The following is a 21,371-nucleotide window of genomic DNA, read 5'->3' as shown; positions in this document are numbered from 1 at the left end:
TTTGATTTAAGAAATTTTCAGCTTAAAAAACCATCTGCTGAAGCATATAGGCTCCCAAACCAGCGAAGAAGCCAAGCAAAGCAAGCCAGCTGATATTTTTCAAATACCAGAAAAAATTAATTTTTTCAATTCCCATTACGGCAACTCCTGCTGCGGATCCGATTATAATGGCGCTGCCGCCCGTTCCGGCCGAAAGAGCCAGGAACTCCCAGAAAGCATGATCAGTTGGGAATACATCAAGGCTATACATGCCCTGGGCCGCGGCAACTAAAGGAACATTGTCGATAATTGCCGACATAAGTCCTAAAATGGTTCCAGTAGTATATATATTGCTCACATAGCGGTTAATATATTCTGCCAATCCAGTCAGCGCTCCTATAGCCTGTAATGCGGATACGGCAAGCAAAATGCCGAGAAAAAACAGAATGCTTGAAGTATCAATTTTATGCAACGCATTAGCCACTGAAAATTTATGCCTTAAATCCGGATTCTTGTTGATATGAACTAAACTACTTATAACCCAAATTATTCCCAGGGCGATCAGCATCCCCATAAAAGGAGGCATATGAGTTAAGGTTTTGAAAACCGGAACAAAGATCAGCAGGCCTATACCACTGAAGAGTATAATATTGCTATCTGAAACACTGTTCTTTTGACTGTCGGAATTAACCCGTTGAATTTTTTGCCCTCTGAACCTGAAAAGCATAATGGCAAGTGGAACCACAACTACCACAAGGCTTGGAATAAAGGTTTTGATAATAATATTGCCGGCTGTGATTTGTCCCTTTATCCAAAGCATGGTTGTTGTCACATCGCCTATCGGTGACCAGGCCCCGCCGGCATTGGCCGCAATGATTACCATGGATGCAAACCATAGCCTCTCTTCCTTTTCATGAATCAGCTTTTTGCATAAGGATGTCATTACGATCGAAGTGGTGAGATTATCAAGAATAGCTGATAGAAAGAAGGTAATAGCAGATATCAGGATAAGGATTGTAGTTTTTGAACGGGTACGCACAAGGTTGGTGATCAGGGAAAAACCATCATGGGAATCCACCACCTCAACTATTGTCATAGCCCCCATAAGGAAGAACAGTATGCCTGCAATTTCACCGAGGTGTTCGGTTAACCGGAGTTCGGTTTCGGATGAATGATGCTGATTCATATAATAAAGAAGCCAGCAAAGCACTCCGGTGATGAGGGCACTGGCAGCCTTATCAATTTTAATTTTGTGCTCAATTGCAATAAACACATATCCTGCAATGAATACAAGACTTATGAGCGTTAGTTCCATGGATTATTGTGTCATAGGTAGTTATAACACACTAACAATACCCTGCAGGAAAAAGTTGACTGGTGACTGGTGACTGGTGACTGGTAAATGGTGACTGGTGACTGGTGACTGGTAACTGGTAATTGGTGACTGGTGACTGCAAACTCAGGCCTAAAATCCTTATTACTTAATAGCTAAAGTGCTACTTCCTCAAAATCCTCTGCTCGTTCTCCGGAAAAACGGATTTAAGCGTAACATCGGTACCATCCCAAACTGCATAGGTGAAATTCGTGATCCAGTCGCCGAGATTGATCACACGGCTGTTTTCCGCGATCCTGATATCATAGGGAATATGGCGGTGGCCAAATACAAAATAATCATAATGGTCCCTGGCAATGGCAGACCGGGCGAACATAATCTGGTATTCCTTGTCCTCACCCTTAAAATCTTCAGCAATTATTCCCTTTGCATACCGGCTGCTTTTTGACCACCTTTTTCCGAACGCCATGGATGCATTGGGATGTATCCTTGCAAAAAACCACTGAAGCAACCGGTTTGTAAATGCCCATTTCATCAGTTTATAACCGGTTTCCCACGGGCCAACCCCATCACCATGAGAAAGGAAAAACCGCTTTCCGTTGATAGTACGTGTAATGCTTTCTCTGTATACTTTTAAACCCAATTCGGCAGGAAGGTAATCATAAACCCAGATATCGTGGTTTCCGGTAAAAAAATGAAGTTGGACTCCCGAATCGGAAAGCTCTGCCAGTTTACCAAGGAACCTTACAAATCCTCGTGGCACCACATGCCTGTATTCATGCCAAAAGTCGAAAATATCGCCGAGCATGTACAGTTCTGATGCATCGTTTTTAATGCTGTCGAGCCAGTCGACAAGAATTCGCTCCCGTTTGGTGCTTCTTTCCGGAGGATAAAGTCCAAGATGAAGATCAGAAATAAAATATATATTTTTCCCTGCTGCCACCCTGTAAAGAGTTAGTTCATCTGCTGCAGTTTTGCCTGCAGCTGGTCAGGCGTAAGATTTTTAGCCAGAATAGAAACATTATCCCTGTCGATCAGGTAATTGGCAGGCAAGGCGGTAACATTGTAGTTTCCTGCCAGTACTGAATTATTTCCTGATTCAATCACACTAACCCAGGGAAGTTCGTCAAACCTGACGGCTTTTTGCCATGCTTCAACTGAATTGTCGAATGAAACCTGGAATATCTCAAATCCGCGGCTCCTGAATTTTTGGTAAATTTTCTTCAGTTCAAGGTTATTGTTTACGCAATCGTTGCTACCCGAAACCCAAAACGTAAGCAACACCAGTTTGCCCTTCAGCGAGGCAAGAGAAACGGTGTCACCGGCAAAATCCGGTAACTCAATTTCAGGCAACTGATTTACTTTTACTCCGGGCATTCCCATTAGCATCTGGGTTTTAAGTTCATTCAGCCGCCTGTTTGAAAATGACTTCAGTGCAGCAACATGTGGTGATTTCGGATGATATTTGGTAAGCGAATCGGTCAATATCTTGAAATACTGAAGATCCGTGGTTTTGTAGAAAACATAATTGTTCGGGGCATACTGCTGGTAAATGGCGTACAGGCTCGACAACGAGTTGTAATGAGTAAGCAGGTAAGCGATGGATGCCCGCCTGTGCTTTTCAAGGATACTGTTATACTTCTTTTTCAGGACCTCTTTTGCCGTATCACCTTCAGTTTTATCATATATTACAGCAACTGAATCAAGCCTTACCCTGGTTTCATTCAGCATTTTTATAAGCTTCGATATTTGCTCGGTATCATGCGAACCACTAACTTCAACCGATGAAACCACATCTTTTGCGTCGGCAGTTATTTTAATCTTCTCGCCCGGGTTCGGAAAAAATACGATAATCTTATCCTTTGGTATTCGGAGCTGGTAAAAGCCTGACATCTTTTCATTGTAATGAAAGCTGAAACGGCCGTTTTTACTGAGCTTAACCGAGTCAACCTTTACAGTGTTATATACGCCGACCTCTTCGAGATACAACATACTGTCAGCAGCGTTTGTAATTTTACCTGAAACTGAAACACGTTCTTTTGAACAGGCTGTAAAAGCTGCCGCGCAGCATAGAAAGATTAGTAAATTTCTCATCTGTATTTATGTCAGTGTAAAAGTATTTTATGTTCTTTCTCTAGCAGAATAATTCTCACTTAATCAGTTCGGGCAGCAAATTGATGTCAAAATCCTTTGAGACTATTTTCCCATTCTCATCCAGGAGATACAATACAGGAAGTTTCTGTATATGATATGTATCAACTACGGGAGAATCCCAGTATTTAAGATCGGAAACATGAATGCCCGACGATTTTACAATGTTCACTCTGCTTAACCATGATTCCCTTGTTTTATCAAGAGAAACCTGGTATAATTCAACCTTGCCGGAAGATTTTTTTGTAAGCGTTGCCAGTTGCTGTAACAAATCCACACTCCGGCTTGACCAGGAAGCCCAGAATACAAGAAGTACTTTTTTGCCCCTGAGCGATGATAATTTTCTGGATGCTCCTGTTGAGTCAGGCAGTGAAAGATCAGGTGCCGGAGAACCGGGTTCAAATTTCACCACATCACGCAACTCATGAACCTTGCGATCAAGGTCAATTACAGCCTGTGAATTCGGGTATACCTTTGAAAGATTTGAATCAACGGTTTCATACCATGAGAGATCCTTTTTAAAATCGAATACGGGAGTATTACGCCCGAGTTGCTGATATAGGGCCATTAGAGTAGCCAGTGATTCCGGGTTTTCGCGGATTACCTGGATTGAAAATTGTTTATGTTCATTGAAAATCCTTTCATAGGTGCTGTCAACCTCAGTTCTTATCTTCTGGAAATCAGGCGAACCCTGTGCTTTTTCAAACTGGTCACTAATTTCGGTGATTTTCTCAAGAGTACGGCGCTGCATGTTCACCATTTTCTGAATGAGCCTTGAATCTTTAGAACCTTCGATCAGGTAATTCAAATCAAATTCTGCGGCGCTTGTAAGTACTTTGAAATCATCACCCGGGTGAATGATCAGGTTAATGTAATTTCGGGGGATGTGATACAGTACATAAAAATCAGGTTGTTGTGTATAACCTTTGACAACATATTTGCCTGATTTATCCGGTACGGCTGAATCAACAACAACCGTTCCTGTCAACGTGCGTTGTGCCAGGTAAATCATTTCGTTTCCTGCGCCGTCCACCCTGATTTCTACCGTAAAATTCTTTTTTTCACGTGAACAGGAAAACAGAACAATGGCAAGGATGCTGAGAAGGACAAGTTTCCGCATATGGCATGAAAATCACGTTTCAAATTTATATTATTCCCTGACATTATTGCAACTTCGATCAACAATTTAGACCTTCCCTTGTTTTGATAATGAAAAAATTAACTTTTCCGTCGTGTTTTACTATCTCAATAATTTTTAATACCTTTTCCTCCTTAAAATCCCTATTGTAATGGCTTACCTAAAGTTCGACAAGACGCAGCTTATCAACCTTGAATATTCGCTTACCAAGGAATTTATACGAAGCAATCGTGCAGGATCATACAGCTCCACTACAATAGTTTATTGCAATACAAGAAAGTATCACGGCCTGCTCGTAGCTCCGGTGGAAAATCTCGATGGCGACCGCCATGTGCTGCTCTCTTCTTTTGATGAAACCATAATTGAAAGAGAGAATGAATTCAACCTGGGGATACATAAGTACCAGGGTGATATTTACAGTCCGAGGGGACACAAGTATGTACGCGACTTTATGGCTGATCCCACTCCCACCATCGTTTACCGTGTGGGTGGCGTGGTAATGGTTAAGGAAAGTCTTCTTGTTGAAAAGGAAGAACAGGTGCTTATTCGTTACACGATCAAGGAATCGGATGTGCAGATCAAATTGCGGTTCAGGCCTTTTCTTGCTTTCAGAAACATGCATCAGCTTAGCAAAGCAAATTTATATGCCAACACAAAGGCTGTTCTCATTCCCAACGGGGCCAAAATAAGGCTTTACGACGGATATCCTTTCCTCCACATGCAGTTTTCAAAACATGCGGATTTTGTTCCGGTTCCCGACTGGTATTATGGAATCGAGTACAACAAGGAATTGAGGCGCGGGTATGATTTTAAGGAAGATCTGTTTGTCCCGGGTTATTTTGAACTTGATGCACGCAAAGGTGATGTGATCATATTCTCGGCGGGCACTGTAAAAGCCAACCCCGAGCAGCTGAAAAGAAAATATACCCTTGAACAGTCGAAAAGAACTCCACGCGACAGTTTCAAGCATTGCCTCATCAATTCGGCACAACAATTTTTTGTTAAGAAGAATAAATCCGCCGAAATAATCGCGGGTTTTCCATGGTTTGGTACCTGGGGTCGCGATACATTCATTTCGCTTCCCGGCCTGACCCTGGCTATAGGCGATACGGCTACCTGCAAGGATGTTATCGATACTCAGGTTGGCAAACTCCATAACGGGCTATTTCCCAATATCGGCAGTGAGGAAAATGCAGCCTTCAATTCGGTTGACGCACCGCTCTGGTTTTTCTGGGCTATTCAGCAATATACAAAGGTGGTTAAAACCTATACCACGATCTGGAGGAATTACGGGAAAGCCATGAAATCGGTTCTCGAAGCATTCCGTAACGGAACTTCGTTTAATATAAAAATGCATGACAACGGGCTCATCTTTGCCGGTGAACCGGGAAAGGCACTGACCTGGATGGATGCCATAGTGAACGGGAAACCGGTTACACCGCGCATAGGGTTTCCGGTAGAGATCAATGCATTGTGGTATAACGCCATCATGTTCAGTCTTGACCTTGCGAAGAGGGCAAAAGATGAGGAGTTTGTGAAAGAATGGGAAGTAATACCGCAGAAGGCACATGAATCGTTTCTTGCCATGTTCTGGGATCCGAAAAAAGGCTATCTCGCCGATGTGGTTGATTACAAGTCGAAGGACTGGTCGATCAGGCCCAACCAGGTGATTGCCGTTTCGATGGAACATTCCATGCTGACTCCTGAAATGAAGAAATCGGTTCTGGACCTGATAGAACGGGATCTGCTCACCCCGAGAGGATTAAGGACACTTTCCCCGACGAATGAAAATTATAAAGGCATATATAAAGGTACACAGGAACAGCGTGACCTGGCTTATCACCAGGGAACCGTTTGGCCCTGGCTGCTTGAGCATTTCTGCGAAGCGTATATGAACCTTCATAAGGAAAGCGGACTTGGATTCCTTGAAAACCTGATCAACGGCTTTGAACCGGTTATGACCGAACTGGGAATCGGAACCATTCCGGAGATTTTTGACGGCGATCCGCCTCACCGGGCTAGGGGTGCCATATCGCAGGCCTGGAGTGTGGCCGCGCTGTTAAGAATTATTGAAAGGTATGAATCGATGACTCAGAATAAAAAGTAAATTCAATTATAAATCCTAACCACTGATCTGACTATGCGCGTATTGATGTTTGGCTGGGAGTTCCCGCCCCATATTTCCGGGGGCCTTGGAACTGCATGCTATGGTTTGACGAAAGGATTATACAGTGTGGGTGTTGATGACATACTGTTCGTTGTTCCAAAAGCTTATGGTGATGAAGATACAAGTAAAGTCAGCATTATCAATGCCGGTGATGTGGTTGTAAGCGACAGGCTGATTGATTATTCCACCTTCTTCAAAAAGATGCGTTTCATTGAAGTTGGCTCATCGCTGCGTGCTTATTCAACTCCCGAAGAATATGAGAAGCTCACCGAAGAAGCCACGGCCGAATCGAGATACCTGATCAAGTCATCCTTCTCGGGGAAGCTGAGTTTCAGCGGGGGATACGGCAAGAATCTGTTCCAGGAAATTGCCAATTATGCCGTTGTAGCTTCAGTAATTGCGTACAAAAATAAATTCGACATCATCCACGCCCATGACTGGCTTACCTATCCGGCCGGTATCGCTGCCAAGGTTATATCGGGTAAGCCTCTTGTAGTTCATGTTCACGCCACCGATTTCGACAGGAGCGGGGGCAGTGTAAACCCCGGGGTGTATGATATTGAAAAGGCCGGCATGGAAATGGCCGACAGGGTAATAGCCGTAAGCAATCTTACAAGGAACATAATTATTGAAAAATACGGCATCAATCCCGATAAGGTTTTCACCGTTCACAATGCCGTTGAGCCCCTTGAAGACCGTGAGCTTCAGAAAATGAGAAGAAGCATTGACGATAAGATCGTGACCTTCCTGGGCCGTGTTACACTTCAGAAAGGTCCCGAGTATTTTATCGAAGCCGCACACCTGGTTCTCCAGAAAATGAAGAATGTGCGGTTTGTTATGGCAGGAAGCGGTGATATGCTCAATCGTATGATCTGGCGTGTAGCCACGCTAAAAATAGGCGACAGGTTCCACTTTACCGGGTTCCTTAAAGGCGATGATGTTCATAATATGTTTTCACTCAGCGATGTGTATGTCATGCCTTCCATCTCCGAGCCCTTCGGAATTTCGCCTCTTGAGGCCATGCAATCCAATGTACCTGTGATCATTTCAAGGCAATCAGGAGTGTCTGAAATCCTCCAGTATGCCATTAAAGTTGATTTCTGGGATATCCATGCAATGGCCGATGCTATCTACGGGATACTCAAATATGACGGTTTGCCCGATATGTTTAAGAAACATGCCCGCAACGAGGTGGATAACCTCAAATGGGAATATGCCGCTCAGAAGGTAAAGGATGTTTACCTGACAGTGCTGAATTAACCGAACTTTATAATATTGAGCATGAGAACGATTTGCCTGTACTTCCAGATCCATCAACCATTCAGGTTGAAAAGATACCGTTTTTTCAATATAGGAAATGACCATTACTACTACGATGATTACCTGAATGAATCGATCATTTCAAGGATAGCAGAAAGGAGCTTTTTGCAGGCCAATAAGGTAATCGGTCAAATCATTAAAGAATTCGGGTCACAATTCAAGGTAGCTTTTTCCATATCTGGAGTAGCCCTTGACCAGCTTGAACTTTATGCTCCTGAAGTGATCGAGAGCTTCGCAAAACTGGCGAAAACAGGCTCGGTTGAATTTCTTTCAGAAACTTACTCTCATTCGCTTGTTGCCCTTAAAAACAAGGAAGAATTCAAAAAGCAGGTAAATGAACACCGTGAAAAAATAAAAAATTTATTCGGCGTGGAACCCAAAGTGTTCCGCAACACCGAGCTTGTATATTCCGACCGTATAGGAGCCGATGTGGCCGAAATGGGTTTCAGTGCCATGCTCACCGAAGGTGCAAAGCATGTGCTGGGCTGGAAAAGCCCGAATTACCTGTATTGCAATTCAATCAATCCCCGGCTTAAAATACTCCTGCGCAATTTCAGGATGAGTGATGACATTGCCTTCCGTTTTTCAAACAAGGGATGGTCGGAATACCCGCTGACAGCGGAGAAATTTGCTGACTGGTTAAAGAAACTTGATAAAAAAGAGGAAACGGTAAACCTGTTCCTCGACTATGAAACCTTTGGAGAACACCAGTGGATGGAATCGGGAATTTTTGAGTTCCTGAAAGCACTTCCCAAGGTGGTTTATAAACTGACTAACTTTAGTTTCAGCACACCGTCGGAAATTGCTGAAAAACTGTTGCCAGTTTCAACAATCAGCGTTCCCTACCCGATCAGCTGGGCAGATGAAGAACGCGACCTTACTGCATGGCTCGGAAACGAACTACAGGTCGATGCGTTTAACCGTCTTTATTCAATAACGGATAAGGTAAATCGCTGCCAGGATGAGAAATTGAAAAAAGACTGGCGTTATCTCCAGTCGAGCGACCATTTCTACTTCATGTCGACCAAATTCTTCACCGCAGGTGCCACCCAGGCCTATTACAATCCTTATGAAACACCGTACGATGCCTATATCAACTATATGAACGTACTGAGTGATTTTATCCTTAGAGTGAACGCCGCAGCGCCTGAAAGCAGAACCGACCAGGATATCGCCAGTTTGACACAGGTGATCAACGAGAAAGATGAACTGATTCAGAAGTATGAATCGGAACTCAAGCGGCTGAAGTCGACTAAATCAAAAATTTCGGCAGTGGCAAAAGAGGCAGGTACACCTGCAAAAAATAAAAAACCCGCTGCAACAACTGTTAAAAAAACGACCAAAACAGCCGCAAAACCCGCGAAAGCGCCAAAAGCATCCGGTAAAAAGCCAAAAACAAAATCGGCGAAAACAGTGAAAAAGTAAATACTAATTGTATTTTAGCTCCCGATTTTTTGGTTCTAACCCTGACCCACGTTTCTTAAAATTAATGTATGAGTAAAGATTTATTGACTCCCGACTATCTGTTTGAAGTAAGCTGGGAAGTATGCAATAAAGTTGGAGGAATTCACACAGTTATTGCCACCAAAGCGCTTACAATGATCAACGAGCTTCAGAATAATCTTATTCTGATAGGTCCTGATCTGATAAAGGATGAATCAGACGCTAATCCTGAATTCATTGAAGATCCTCAACTTTTCAGTGCCTGGAAAAAACAGGCTGAATCAGAAGGCCTCTATGTAAAAATAGGAAGATGGAATATTAACCGGTATCCTATTGCCATAGTGCTGAATTTTTCGAATTACTTTGCTGAAAAGGATAAGATCTTTTTTGAATTATGGGAAAAATATAAACTTGATTCGCTTCCCGGACAATGGGATTATGTAGAGCCTGCGCTGTTTGGTTATGCAGCCGGCAAAGTAATTGAAAGCTTCATCAAGTTCAACCTGAATACCTATGACCGGATCATAGCCCAGTTCCATGAGTGGATGACCGGTACAGGGATACTCTATTTAAAAGACAGGCTTCCCCAGGTGGGAACCGTGTTTACCACCCACGCCACCGCTCTCGGAAGAGCACTTGCAGGCAATAACAGGCCTCTTTACAAAAACCTGCAAAGCTATAATGCCGAAGAAGTAGCCAGGGAATTCAACATCATATCCAAACAGTCGGCTGAAAAGCTGTCAGCGCAGAACGCCGATGCATTTACAACGGTAAGTGAAATTACGGCACAGGAATGTACACAGTTTCTTCAAAAAGAGGTAACGCTTGTAACTCCCAATGGTTTTGAGGACAGCTTTGTGCCGGTTGGCGCCGAATTCGATATCCTCAGGAAAAAAGGAAGGGAAAAACTGCTGAATACGGCAGAGATCATGCTCGAGAGAAAATTTGACGAGAACGTATTCATGATTGCCACAAGCGGTCGTTATGAGTTTAAAAACAAAGGGATTGACCTGTTCATTGATTCCCTGGGCGTACTCAACAAATCGGAAAAACTTAACCGTGATATCATAGCCTACCTGTTTATCCCGGCTAACCACTATGGAGCAAGGAAAGATTTGCTGAGTGGCAAACTCACGGATGACGGGGCCATTGGCTCGAAATACCTCACACATAACCTTCATGACGCTGAATGGGATCCGATTCTAAAAAGGATCAGGGAGGCCGGATTAACCAACGGACCAAATGATAAGGTAAAAGTCATATTTGTACCTTCATACCTGAATGGCTATGACGGTGTATTCAATATTCCCTATTACAGCCTGCTGATAGGTTTTGACCTCACAGTTTTCCCGTCATATTACGAGCCCTGGGGGTATACTCCTCTCGAAAGCATTGCCTTTTCGGTTCCCACCATCACTACCACCCTTGCAGGTTTTGGCAGCTGGATAAATGAAATGCTGCCCGATGCCAAAGAAAGCGTGGACGTAATCCCCCGAACCGACGATAACGATCATGAAGTGGTGACCAACATCGTTTCTGCAGTTCTCAAAAAATGCGGACTCGACGAAAACCTGATGAGTTCGGCCCGTGCCAATGCACTTGACACTTCAAAACAGGTTTTATGGAACAGCCTCATTCAGTATTATAAAAAGGCCTATAACCATGCCTTGCAGGAGGTAGCTAAGCGGATTGACCGTTTTGTAAAAATTGAAGAACGACCCAGTGAAATTCAGCCTGAGTTTGTTCCTCCGGCCGAAATCAAACCATCGTGGAAAAAAATAATCGTTAAATCGAAATTACCTGACGAACTGGTTAAACTCGGCAAGCTAACCGAAAACCTCTGGTGGTCGTGGGACGATGAAGCACAGGAATTGTTTGAATCCATTGATCCAGAGATCTGGCAGAAATGCGATCAGAATCCCGCGATACTTTTTGAACAGGTTAAATATGGTCAGCTTGTTGAAATGAGTAAAAACCCGGAATTCACCGAAAAACTTGACCGTGTTTACAACCGTTTCCAGGAATATATGTCCGATGAATTGGATAAAACCGGGCCACGTATTGCATACTTCAGTATGGAATACGGATTCCATAACTCACTCAAGATCTATTCAGGCGGACTTGGTATACTGGCAGGCGATTACCTGAAAGAGGCAAGCGACAGGCGGGTGAATATAACAGGTATAGGCCTGCTTTACCGGTACGGCTATTTCGCCCAGATGATCACAACCCGTGGTGAACAACAAGCCAATTACGATTACCAGCATTTTTCAAAACTTCCGGTAAGACCGCTGAAAGATGACAACGGTAATTTTATAACCATATCCATTGTTTTGCCAGGACGGCATATGCTTGCCCGTATCTGGAAGCTGATGGTCGGACGTGTAACGCTATACCTTCTTGATACCGACTTTAAAGGGAATACCGATGAAGATCGCAGTGTAACACATAACCTGTATGGCGGAAATAACGAAAACAGGCTTAAACAGGAGCTCCTGCTGGGTATTGGCGGAATAAGAGCCCTTGATGCCATCGGCGTGAATTTCGACCTGTATCACAGTAACGAAGGTCACAGTGCTTTCATTGCACTTGAACGCATGCGCAAATATATACAGCAAAATAACCTGTCATTTGCCGAAGCCAAAGAGATTGTCAGGAGTTCAACCCTGTTCACAACACACACACCTGTTCCAGCAGGTCATGACGAATTCGATGAAAACCTGTTACGGCAGTATATCGGTCATTATCCCGACAGGCTGAAAATAAGCTGGAATGAACTGATGAGCCTTGGACGCTCGAACATCAATGCATGGGGCGAGAAGTTCAATATGAGCTACCTGGCTGCCAACCTGTCGCAGCAGATGAACGGCGTGAGCATGATACACGGAACAGTAACACAGCAGATGTTTTCAAAACTCTGGCCGGGCTATTTACCCGAAGAGCTTCACATCAGCTATGTGACCAATGGAATCCATTATGCCACCTGGACGGCTAAGAGCCTTAAGAAATTATACCGTGAATCGTTCGGTGAAGGATTCGAAAACAATCTTTCCGATACCGATTACTGGGAAAAGATTTATGCGGTTCCTGATGCCCGGTTGTGGGAAATAAAGCAGAAACTGAGATCAAAACTCATCAACACCATAAAGGACCGGTTCAAGGAAAACTGGGTTAAAAGGCATGAGGATCCAAGAAGGATTGTAGCCATAAACCGCCAGTTATCCGATAAAGCCCTCACTATCTGCTTTGCCAGGAGATTTGCCACCTATAAAAGGGCGTACCTGTTGTTCAGAAACACGGAAAGACTGGCCCAGATTCTGAATATTCCCGGAAAGCCTGTTCAGCTCATCTTTGCAGGAAAAGCACATCCCAATGATAAAGCAGGACAGGACCTGATCAGGATGATCATTGATATTTCGAAGAGACCTGAATTCCTCGGAAAGATCGTGTTCCTTCAGAATTACGATATCAACCTGGCTAAAACCCTTGTCCAGGGCGCCGACGTTTGGCTTAACACGCCTACGAGGCCTCTTGAGGCATCCGGAACCAGCGGTGAAAAGGCTGTTGTGAATGGAACATTGCACTTCAGCGTGCTCGACGGATGGTGGGTTGAAGGCTATCAGCCTGATGCCGGATGGGCCCTCACCAATGAAACCACATATGAAGATTCCGGTCTCCAGGACGACCTGGACGCTGAAATCATTTATTCATTGCTCGAACAGGAAGTAATCCCTGCATTTTTCGACAGGAATAAATCCGATGTTCCCGAGAACTGGGTGAGAATGATGAAGAATACCATTGCTTCCATAGCCCCTCACTTTGTGACCAGCAGGATGCTGCATGATTACAACCAGCGCTTCTACAGTAAGCTCTTTGAAAGATCACAACTGATGGAGAAAGATGATTTTGCAAGGGTGAAACGCTTTTCGTCATGGAAGAAAAGAATCAAGAGGGCATGGAAGAACATCAATGTGGTTGAATGTTCCATGTTTGAGAACGGTGCCGAATTGTATGAAATGGATCGTACCTATTCCGGGAAGGTAATACTTGATCTCAATGAGATATCCGCGTCGGATATAGGAGTGGAACTTGTAATTACCGAAAACGGTGAAAGACTGATCCAGAAGCACGAATTCAAACTGGACCGTTCCGATGCAGATAAAGCGCAATATTCTCTTAAAGTCACTATAAATCAGGCGGGTACCTTTAGCTACGGTATCCGGATTTTTCCCAGAAATGAAAATCTGGCGCACAGGCAGGATATCAATCTGATACGGTGGATTTAGGAAGAAGTATTGTTAATACCTGCATATCAAAATGACGAACCGGGCGTGGAAAATTAAGGAGAACGGTTATGCAAGTGAAATCAAAAAACTGGCAGATGAACTTACTGTTGATCCGGTAATTTCCACGCTGCTTGTTCAGCGGGGCATTAAAACCTTTGACCAGGCAAAAGCCTTCTTCAGGCCCGATCTGGCTTCGCTGCATGATCCTTTCCTTATGAAAGATATGGATAAGGCGGTTGGGCGACTTGAACTGGCCCTGAAAAACGACGAAAAGATACTGGTATATGGTGATTATGACGTAGATGGTACCACTTCGGTGGCCATGATGATTTCGTTCCTCCGGAATTTTACTGATAAAACCGATTATTACATCCCCGACCGTTATACCGAAGGTTACGGAGTATCATTCAAAGGTGTGGATTATGCCATCAGTCATGGAATGAGCCTTATCATTGCGCTCGACTGCGGCATCAAGGCTGTTGAAAAGGTTGCTTATGCCAGGGATCATGGCATCGATTTCATTATCTGCGATCATCACAACCCGGGTCCCAGCCTCCCCGATGCTATAGCCGTACTGGATCCTGAAAGACCTGATGAAACCTACCCATTCCATCACCTGTCGGGTTGCGGCGTAGGCTTTAAGCTTTTACAGGCTTTTACAATTAAAAATAACATACCATTCGGTGAGGTTGCCCAGTTTCTTGACCTGCTGGCTGTAAGTATTGCATCGGATATCGTTCCGGTTACAGGTGAAAACAGGATACTTGCCTTTCACGGGCTTAAGAAGCTCAATGAAAATCCTTGCGTCGGATTGAAATCGATTATATGCATTGCAGGTCTGACCGATAAGAATATTGCAATTGACGACATTGTATTTAAAATTGGCCCAAGGATTAATGCAGCCGGTCGTATTGAATCGGGTAAACAGGCTGTTGAACTGCTTGTGTCGGAAAAGGCTGATGAGGCCGCACTGCATTGCGAAAAAGTTAATTCGCATAACCTTACCCGCCGTAATATAGATAAAACAATTACCGAGGAGGCACTGATCGAAATAGCGCGGATGGATAAGTATAAATTTTCGACTGTGCTGTTCAACCCCGGGTGGCATAAGGGAGTGGTGGGAATTGTTGCTTCAAGGCTCATTGAAAGCTATTTCAGGCCGACTATCATTCTTACCGAATCAAACGGACATGCAACCGGTTCGGCAAGGTCAATTCCGGGATTCGATCTGTATTCGGCCATCAACGAATGTTCCGACTTGCTCGAGAGTTTTGGCGGACATATGTATGCAGCCGGCATTACGCTTAAGACAGATAACCTTCAAAAATTCCGTGACCGTTTTGAAGAAGTGGTTAGGAATACGGTTACGCCTGAGCTGCTGATACCACAGGTTGAAATTGATGCCGAACTTAATTTTAAAGATATAACTCCCAAACTGCTCAGAATTCTGAAACAGTTTGAACCATTCGGTCCTGAGAATACATCCCCTGTTTTTTTTGCTGAAAATGTTTCGGACAATGGCTATGCCAGGCTTGTAGGGGCCGACACTGAACACCTGCAGCTTGGATTGATCCAGGAGGAAAACCCGTTTACAGTTTATCGCGCTATCGCATTCAACCAGGCCAGCCATCTTTCACGAATTAAAAAAGGCACTTCTTTTGATATAGCATATACCCTGTTTGAGAACAATTTCAGGGGAAATACAACAATCCAGTTGAATATCAAAGATATAAAGATAGAAAATTAAGTATGCGAATAGGTTTTGACGCAAAAAGAGCGTTTTTCAACAAAAGCGGCCTTGGAAGTTACAGCCGCAACCTGATTCAGGGACTTACAGAATTTTACCCTGATAATGAATATGTACTTTATTCTCCCGGTCTCAACGAGGAATTATTTGATCCCCATGATCCGTCGATCCGTATTGAGACGCCCAAAAAACTGACACACCGCATCTTTCGTTCGTACTGGAGATCCTTCGCCATGTCAAAACAATTGCCCGACGACAGGATCCAGATTTTTCACGGGCTAAGCCACGAACTCCCCTATAATTTCCCTAAAAAGCAGGTTCTGTCGGTTGTAACCATCCATGATCTTATCTTCCTGCGATTGCCTCACATGTATAAGCTCATTGACAGGACCATTTACGAGCGCAAATTCAAATATGCGTGCGACATTTCTGACCGGATCATTGCAGTAAGTCAGCAGACAGCAGAAGATGTGGTTGAATTCTTCCACATTTCGCCCGAAAAAATCGACGTGGTTTACCAGGGGTGCAACCCGGTTTTCAATAATGAAGTTCCCCTTATTGAAAAAGAAATTTTGCGGATGAAGTACCTCCTGCCTAAGTCCTTTATTCTGTATGTGGGAACCATTGAAGAAAGAAAGAACCTGCTGACTCTTATCAAAGCCCTGCACTATGGTAAGATCGATATTCCGCTCGTCGTGATCGGAAAGCCTACGCCATATCTGAACAAGATCATTGAATTCATTGAAAGGCACAGCCTCATCAACATCATCTTCTGCGATGTGGTGCAGAACCAGGATCTCCCGGGCATTTACCAGCTTGCCGACCTGTTTGTGTATCCTTCGATATTTGAAGGATTCGGCATTCCGGTACTTGAGGCCCTTTATTCGAAAATACCGGTTATCACATCAAAAGCCAGTTCAATGACAGAGGTCGGTGGTGAATTCACACTGTATGTTGACCCCAACAATGTGGAGGAAATGGCAGCTGCCATTAAAAAAGTATTGTACGACAGTGATCTTCAGCAAAAGATGATTGTTGAAGGATATCGTCAGGCCAGAAATTTTGATTCGGATAAGGTAACCACCAACATCATGCAGGTTTATAAAAAAGTATTGCAGAATGGATGAAGAAATCAAAACAGCTGTTGATTTTCTGAAGAAAGGAGGCGTCATACTCTATCCTACCGACACCATCTGGGGATTGGGTTGCGATGCCACAAACGAAGAAGCTGTTCGCAAGATCTATGCGATCAAGCAACGAACTGATGAAAAGAGCATGCTTGTAATCCTTGATTCTCCTGATAAACTACCTGAATATGTAGAACAGGTGCCTGATATTGCCTGGAATATTATTGAAGTCACTGACAAACCCCTCACCATTATTTATCCCGGGGCTCAACAACTGGCCAAAAACCTTCTGGCGGAAGACGGTTCCATAGGAATCCGGATCACACATGATGAATTTTGCCGGAAGCTTGTGCGTTCATTGAAAAGACCCGTTGTATCCACCTCTGCAAATATCAGCGGAAAGCCTTGGCCGGCGGATTTTTCAAAGATCGGCCCTGAGATTGTGAGTCAGGTTGATTATGTTGTAAAGCACAGGCAAGATGATAAGAAACAGGGCAAGCCTTCTGGTATTATTAAACTGGGAGTCAACGGTGAAGTAAAAGTAATTCGCGAATAAAACGTGATTCATTGCCGGTGTTCTGAAAATTTATACTTTTGCCTCTCTTCTTGAAATTACACTCTTGGCAGAATTTGGTAAAATACTTGTTGTAAGGCTTAGTTCTATTGGTGATATCATTCTCACCACGCCACTTCTCAGATCGCTGAAAACCGCCTTCCCGAATTCCCATGTTACGTTTATAATAAAGAAGCAGTATGAAGAGCTGTTAACCCAGAGTCCATACATTGATGAACTGATCACCTTCAGTAAGAAAGACGGGGTCAAAGGATTAAAGGATATCAAATCGCTTCTGAAAAGCAGGAAATTTGATTTATATATTGACATTCATAAGAACTGGAGATCAAGATACTTACGGATGGGTTCAGGAGTCCGGAGGATATCGTCGTACAGGAAACTGATCTTCAAAAGAACCCTGCTGATATGGTTCAAAATTAACTTGTACGCCAGGATTAAACCCGTATATGAACGGTATTTTGATTCGGTAAAGCCATTCGGAGTCGCTTATGACGGAAAAGGCACCGAGATCAGCGTAGATCCGGCAAAAATTGAAACCGTCAGGAACAGGCTTGTTTCAGCAGGTTTTGATTTTAAAAGGCCTCTTGTAATTATTTGTCCTAGCGCTACCTATTTTAACAAGAAATGGAAGCCCGAAGGCTTCATTGAAACAGCCCGGTACCTGGCTGATAATAAGAAAGCCTTTGTAATTGTGCATGGCGGGCCCGAAGACAAGGAGCTTTGTGAAAGAATTGCCATCTCGGCAGGACACGATGTTGTAAATATGGCAGGGACCATGTCACTTTCAGAATCCGCCGCCCTGCTCGGGTTGAGTAACCTGGTGATTGCAAATGACAGTGGTCTGTTGCACCTTGCTCAATCGCAGAAGATACCGGTTGTAGGAATTTACGGCCCTACAACCCGGGAACTGGGTTATTTCCCGGTACCTGAAAAAAGCACCGTAATTGAAACGGAAGTTTCATGCAGGCCTTGCACGCATAACGGATTAGATCATTGCCCCAGGGGGCATTTCAGATGCATGAATGATATTCCTTCTGAAAGAGTGATTAATGCTGCTTTGAATTATTTAACTTAAACTTGCAGACTATGTCATTGATCTGGTTGGTATTGTATAACTTGATTGTGGTTCCCCTTATTTACATCGGGTTTTGGATCGGATCACTTTTCAATGCCAAAATCAAAGAAGGACTTAAGGCTCGCAGAAACCAGTTCCGCAAGCTTGCAATGGATATCACAAGGGCCGGGAACCGCAAAAGAATACTGTTCCACTGTACATCGGCAGGTGAATGGCTTCAGGCGCTTCCCATCATTGAGAAGATGAAAGCGGAAAATCCGCAGCTGTTTATTATGGTGTCTTTCTATTCCCCATCGGGTTATAAATTCGCCAAAAATCCGCCCCAGGTGGATCTTAAGTTTTACCTTCCGCTTGATTCAGTATTTGCAGCGAGGCGCCTTTTCAAAATGCTGAAACCCGAACTCTGGATCATTTCAAAATTTGATATATGGCCGAATCACGTGATGATCGCTTCACTGCTCAAAATTCCCATGGTGGTTTCATCAGCCACACTTTCGGCTGATTCGGGACGGGACAAGGGAATATCAAAAGGATTTAACAGGCTTGTTTACAATCGCATATCACACATTTTTCCGATATCAGAGGATGATAAACGGCGTTTCCAGGTTATGGTGCCTGATGAATCGAAATACACGATCGCGGGAGATACAAGGTATGACCACGTGTACAACCGGGGCGTGAAAGCTGAAAATGAAGGAGATGTTCCGGTTTTCAGGGATCGACAGGATGTAATATTCATTGCAGGAAGCACATGGCCTGCTGATGAAAAACATGTACTGCCTGCGCTTGTAAGGCTTTGCGAGCGGTTTACAACCCTGCAGGTGATCATTGTACCCCATGAACTCCAGGAAAACCATCTTCGCGATATTGAATCCGTTTTTGAAGAAGCCGGAATAACCACAGAGCGGTATACATCTTTTTACGCCAGCGGCAAAACTGACGCCCGGGTTGTCATTTTCAACACAATCGGAATGCTGGCCCGGCTTTACAGGCAAACGAGCATAGCCTATATTGGCGGCAGTTTCGGCAAGGGTATACATAATGTGATGGAACCTGCTGTGTTCGAACAGCCTGTCATATTTGGCCCCAACTATCTCAATTCATATGAAGCCGGTGAATTGCTTAGGATCGGCGCTGCGTTTACCATTGATAACGAACAGGAATTTTACGATAAGGCATTATTGCTTATACAGGACCGGTTATTGCGTAACTCCATGGGAGAAAAGGCTAAAAACCTCATTTACAACAACATCGGCGCGACCGATATTATAATGAACACATTAAAAAAATTATATGGTACCCTTTCCTAAATATATTCAGATCGAAACTTCAGTGGTATGTAACAGCAATTGCGTTTTCTGTCCTCATAAAGAAATGGAACGCGGACCTGATTACATGGAAGATCATATCTGGAAGAAAATTATTGATGAATCACGCAGCAGAGCGGTGATTTACAGGCCTTTCATGATTAATGAACCCTTCGTTGACCTCAGGATCCCCGAAGTGATCCGGTATATTAAGAAAGACGAAACGGCGAAAATTGAGTTTAATTCAAACGGCAATTTTCATCCCAAGTTTGACATATCTGCAGCCCTTCAGGCAGGTATCGACTGGGTGCGGTTCAGCATTGACGGTTTCACCGAGGAGACGTTCAAAAAGAGCGGCCGGGGAGGCAAGTTCACCAAAATAGTGAGCAACGTCCAGGAGTTCATCAAAGAAAGGAACCGCCTGGGCAGCAAATGCCATGTTGAGGTAAGAATGATCGACCTGGATATTACCAAAAGCGAGCAGGAAGATTTTGTGAATTTCTGGAAACAATTTGCTGACGAGGCCACCATTACACAGTTGTACGACTGGCCATGGAGCGGGCAGACGGATTGTTTCAGGGCGCCATGTCCGAAGATTAAAAATGAAATGTTTTTCATGGTTGACGGCAGGGCAGTTCTTTGCTGCTGGGATGCCTTTGCCAGGGGAATTGTAGGGGATGTGAATCACCAGACCGTTGAAGAAATATGGCTTGGCAACCCCAACCAGAAATTCAGGCAACTGCTTGATAAGGGGGAACGCGACAAAATCCTCCTCTGCTCACGCTGTGATGCCTTTAAGAAGTACGACTTCAGCAAGTGGACGGGATATTAATGTAATTTGCTAATGTGCTAATGTGATAATGTGCTAATGTGATAATGTGCTAATGTGCTAATGAATTGACCAGGACTTCAGTTCGGTTCGCACATTGCTACATTGGCACATTGCCACATTAGCATATTAGCACATTCTTTTTTAACCTTTTTATTATTGGGGTGTTACTGAAACAACCGGCATCTAAAACACCGGTTGCCTGAAACCATGCCATCATCCCAACCCGTTATATTTCAACCTTTTCTTGTTTATGCGGGGATTGTTTTCCTTATAGTTTTCATTATGATCGGCCTTTCATGGTTGCTGGGCGAAAAACACAAGGAAAAACAGACATTTGAACCCTACGAATCCGGCATTCCGCCAACAGGAAATGCACGGCTCCGTTTCTCATCGCATTTCTATCTCATCGCTATATTTTTCGTCATTTTTGATCTCGACGCAGTGTTCATTCTTGCGTGGGCTGTTTCATTCAGGGAGCTCGGTCTTGCCGGCTACCTTGGAATTCTTGTGTTTATTGGCATTCTGATTGCGGTACTCATTTATGAAATCGGTATCGGATCACTGGATTTTGGCCCGCAGGGCAAAAAAATTCTCAGGCACATGAAAATGAAAACCAGGACCGCAAATGAACTACACATTAAGTGATTCCTATCAGGTAAATAAATCAAACGAAGAAGCTGTTAACCGGTCTGTTTTTCTCACCCGGCTCGAAGATATGATTGGCTGGGGCCGGAAAAATTCAATATGGCCCTTCAATTTTGGATTATCCTGTTGCTTTGTTGAAATGGCAACATCCATCACAAGCCGCTATGACCTGGCACGCTTCGGAGGTGAAGTCATCCGTGGTACACCCCGTGAAGCGGATATGATGGTAATAGCCGGGACAGTCTTT

General features: G+C 43.9%; 15 protein-coding genes and 2 pseudogenes. 12 read left to right on the top strand and 5 right to left on the bottom strand.

Features of this window, described 5'->3' with window-relative positions; all coding sequences use genetic code 11:
- Positions 1–22: 22 nt before the first annotated feature.
- The 5 genes and pseudogenes from nhaD to VK179_19710 all read right to left on the bottom strand — a co-directional run bounded on the left by nhaD (position 23) and on the right by VK179_19710 (position 4,583).
- Positions 23–1,294: a sodium:proton antiporter NhaD gene (gene nhaD, locus VK179_19730; GenBank protein ID HLO60989.1), complete on the bottom strand. Its 1,272-nt coding sequence runs from the start codon at positions 1,292–1,294 to the stop codon at positions 23–25.
- A 181-nt stretch (positions 1,295–1,475) separates the two neighbouring features.
- The gene (locus VK179_19725) at positions 1,476–2,255 is read right to left on the bottom strand and encodes a UDP-2,3-diacylglucosamine diphosphatase (protein HLO60988.1); all 780 of its coding nucleotides are present in this window, start codon (positions 2,253–2,255) and stop codon (positions 1,476–1,478) included.
- 11 nt (positions 2,256–2,266) lie between these two features.
- Positions 2,267–3,406: a TlpA disulfide reductase family protein gene (locus tag VK179_19720; GenBank protein HLO60987.1), complete on the bottom strand. Its 1,140-nt coding sequence runs from the start codon at positions 3,404–3,406 to the stop codon at positions 2,267–2,269.
- Positions 3,407–3,461: 55 nt separating this feature from the next.
- Positions 3,462–3,848, bottom strand: a pseudogene (locus tag VK179_19715) (TlpA disulfide reductase family protein).
- A gap of 402 nt (positions 3,849–4,250) precedes the next feature.
- Positions 4,251–4,583, bottom strand: a pseudogene (locus VK179_19710) (DUF4369 domain-containing protein).
- 169 nt (positions 4,584–4,752) lie between these two features.
- Here VK179_19710 and VK179_19705 point away from each other — a divergent pair.
- The 12 genes from VK179_19705 to VK179_19650 all read left to right on the top strand — a co-directional run.
- Positions 4,753–6,708, top strand: coding sequence for an amylo-alpha-1,6-glucosidase (locus VK179_19705; protein ID HLO60986.1), 1,956 nt, complete (start codon positions 4,753–4,755; stop codon positions 6,706–6,708).
- Positions 6,709–6,741: 33 nt separating this feature from the next.
- Entirely contained in the window at positions 6,742–8,028 is a 1,287-nt protein-coding gene (locus VK179_19700; GenBank protein HLO60985.1) for a glycosyltransferase family 4 protein, read from the top strand.
- Positions 8,029–8,049: 21 nt separating this feature from the next.
- On the top strand, positions 8,050–9,513 hold the full coding sequence (locus VK179_19695) for a glycoside hydrolase family 57 protein (protein HLO60984.1): 1,464 nt from the start codon (positions 8,050–8,052) through the stop codon (positions 9,511–9,513).
- 68 nt (positions 9,514–9,581) lie between these two features.
- Positions 9,582–13,817: an alpha-glucan family phosphorylase gene (glgP, locus tag VK179_19690; GenBank protein HLO60983.1), complete on the top strand. Its 4,236-nt coding sequence runs from the start codon at positions 9,582–9,584 to the stop codon at positions 13,815–13,817.
- A gap of 31 nt (positions 13,818–13,848) precedes the next feature.
- Positions 13,849–15,564, top strand: a complete 1,716-nt coding sequence (gene recJ, locus VK179_19685; protein HLO60982.1) for a single-stranded-DNA-specific exonuclease RecJ — start codon at positions 13,849–13,851, stop codon at positions 15,562–15,564.
- 2 nt (positions 15,565–15,566) lie between these two features.
- Positions 15,567–16,691 (top strand): glycosyltransferase family 1 protein, encoded by a 1,125-nt coding sequence (locus VK179_19680; GenBank protein ID HLO60981.1) that lies wholly within the window; start codon positions 15,567–15,569, stop codon positions 16,689–16,691.
- Complete coding sequence (locus VK179_19675; GenBank protein ID HLO60980.1) at positions 16,684–17,247, top strand: L-threonylcarbamoyladenylate synthase; 564 nt, start codon at positions 16,684–16,686, stop codon at positions 17,245–17,247. Before VK179_19680 ends, VK179_19675 begins: the two co-directional genes overlap by 8 nt.
- Positions 17,248–17,311: 64 nt before the next feature.
- Positions 17,312–18,340, top strand: a complete 1,029-nt coding sequence (locus tag VK179_19670; protein HLO60979.1) for a glycosyltransferase family 9 protein — start codon at positions 17,312–17,314, stop codon at positions 18,338–18,340.
- An 11-nt stretch (positions 18,341–18,351) separates the two neighbouring features.
- Complete coding sequence (locus VK179_19665) at positions 18,352–19,650, top strand: glycosyltransferase N-terminal domain-containing protein (protein ID HLO60978.1); 1,299 nt, start codon at positions 18,352–18,354, stop codon at positions 19,648–19,650.
- Complete coding sequence (locus tag VK179_19660) at positions 19,634–20,479, top strand: radical SAM protein (GenBank protein HLO60977.1); 846 nt, start codon at positions 19,634–19,636, stop codon at positions 20,477–20,479. Before VK179_19665 ends, VK179_19660 begins: the two co-directional genes overlap by 17 nt.
- A 207-nt stretch (positions 20,480–20,686) precedes the next feature.
- Positions 20,687–21,124: an NADH-quinone oxidoreductase subunit A gene (locus tag VK179_19655; protein HLO60976.1), complete on the top strand. Its 438-nt coding sequence runs from the start codon at positions 20,687–20,689 to the stop codon at positions 21,122–21,124.
- A partial coding sequence (locus VK179_19650; GenBank protein HLO60975.1) for a hypothetical protein occupies positions 21,105–21,371 on the top strand: 267 nt, incomplete at its 3' end. The genes VK179_19655 and VK179_19650, both read left to right, overlap by 20 nt.

It is taken from the genome of Bacteroidales bacterium (assembly GCA_035299085.1).
Classification (GTDB): Bacteria; Bacteroidota; Bacteroidia; order Bacteroidales; family UBA10428; genus UBA5072.
The sequence above is the reverse complement of the archived record's forward strand: the minus strand, read 5'-3'. Positions and strand labels throughout refer to the sequence as shown.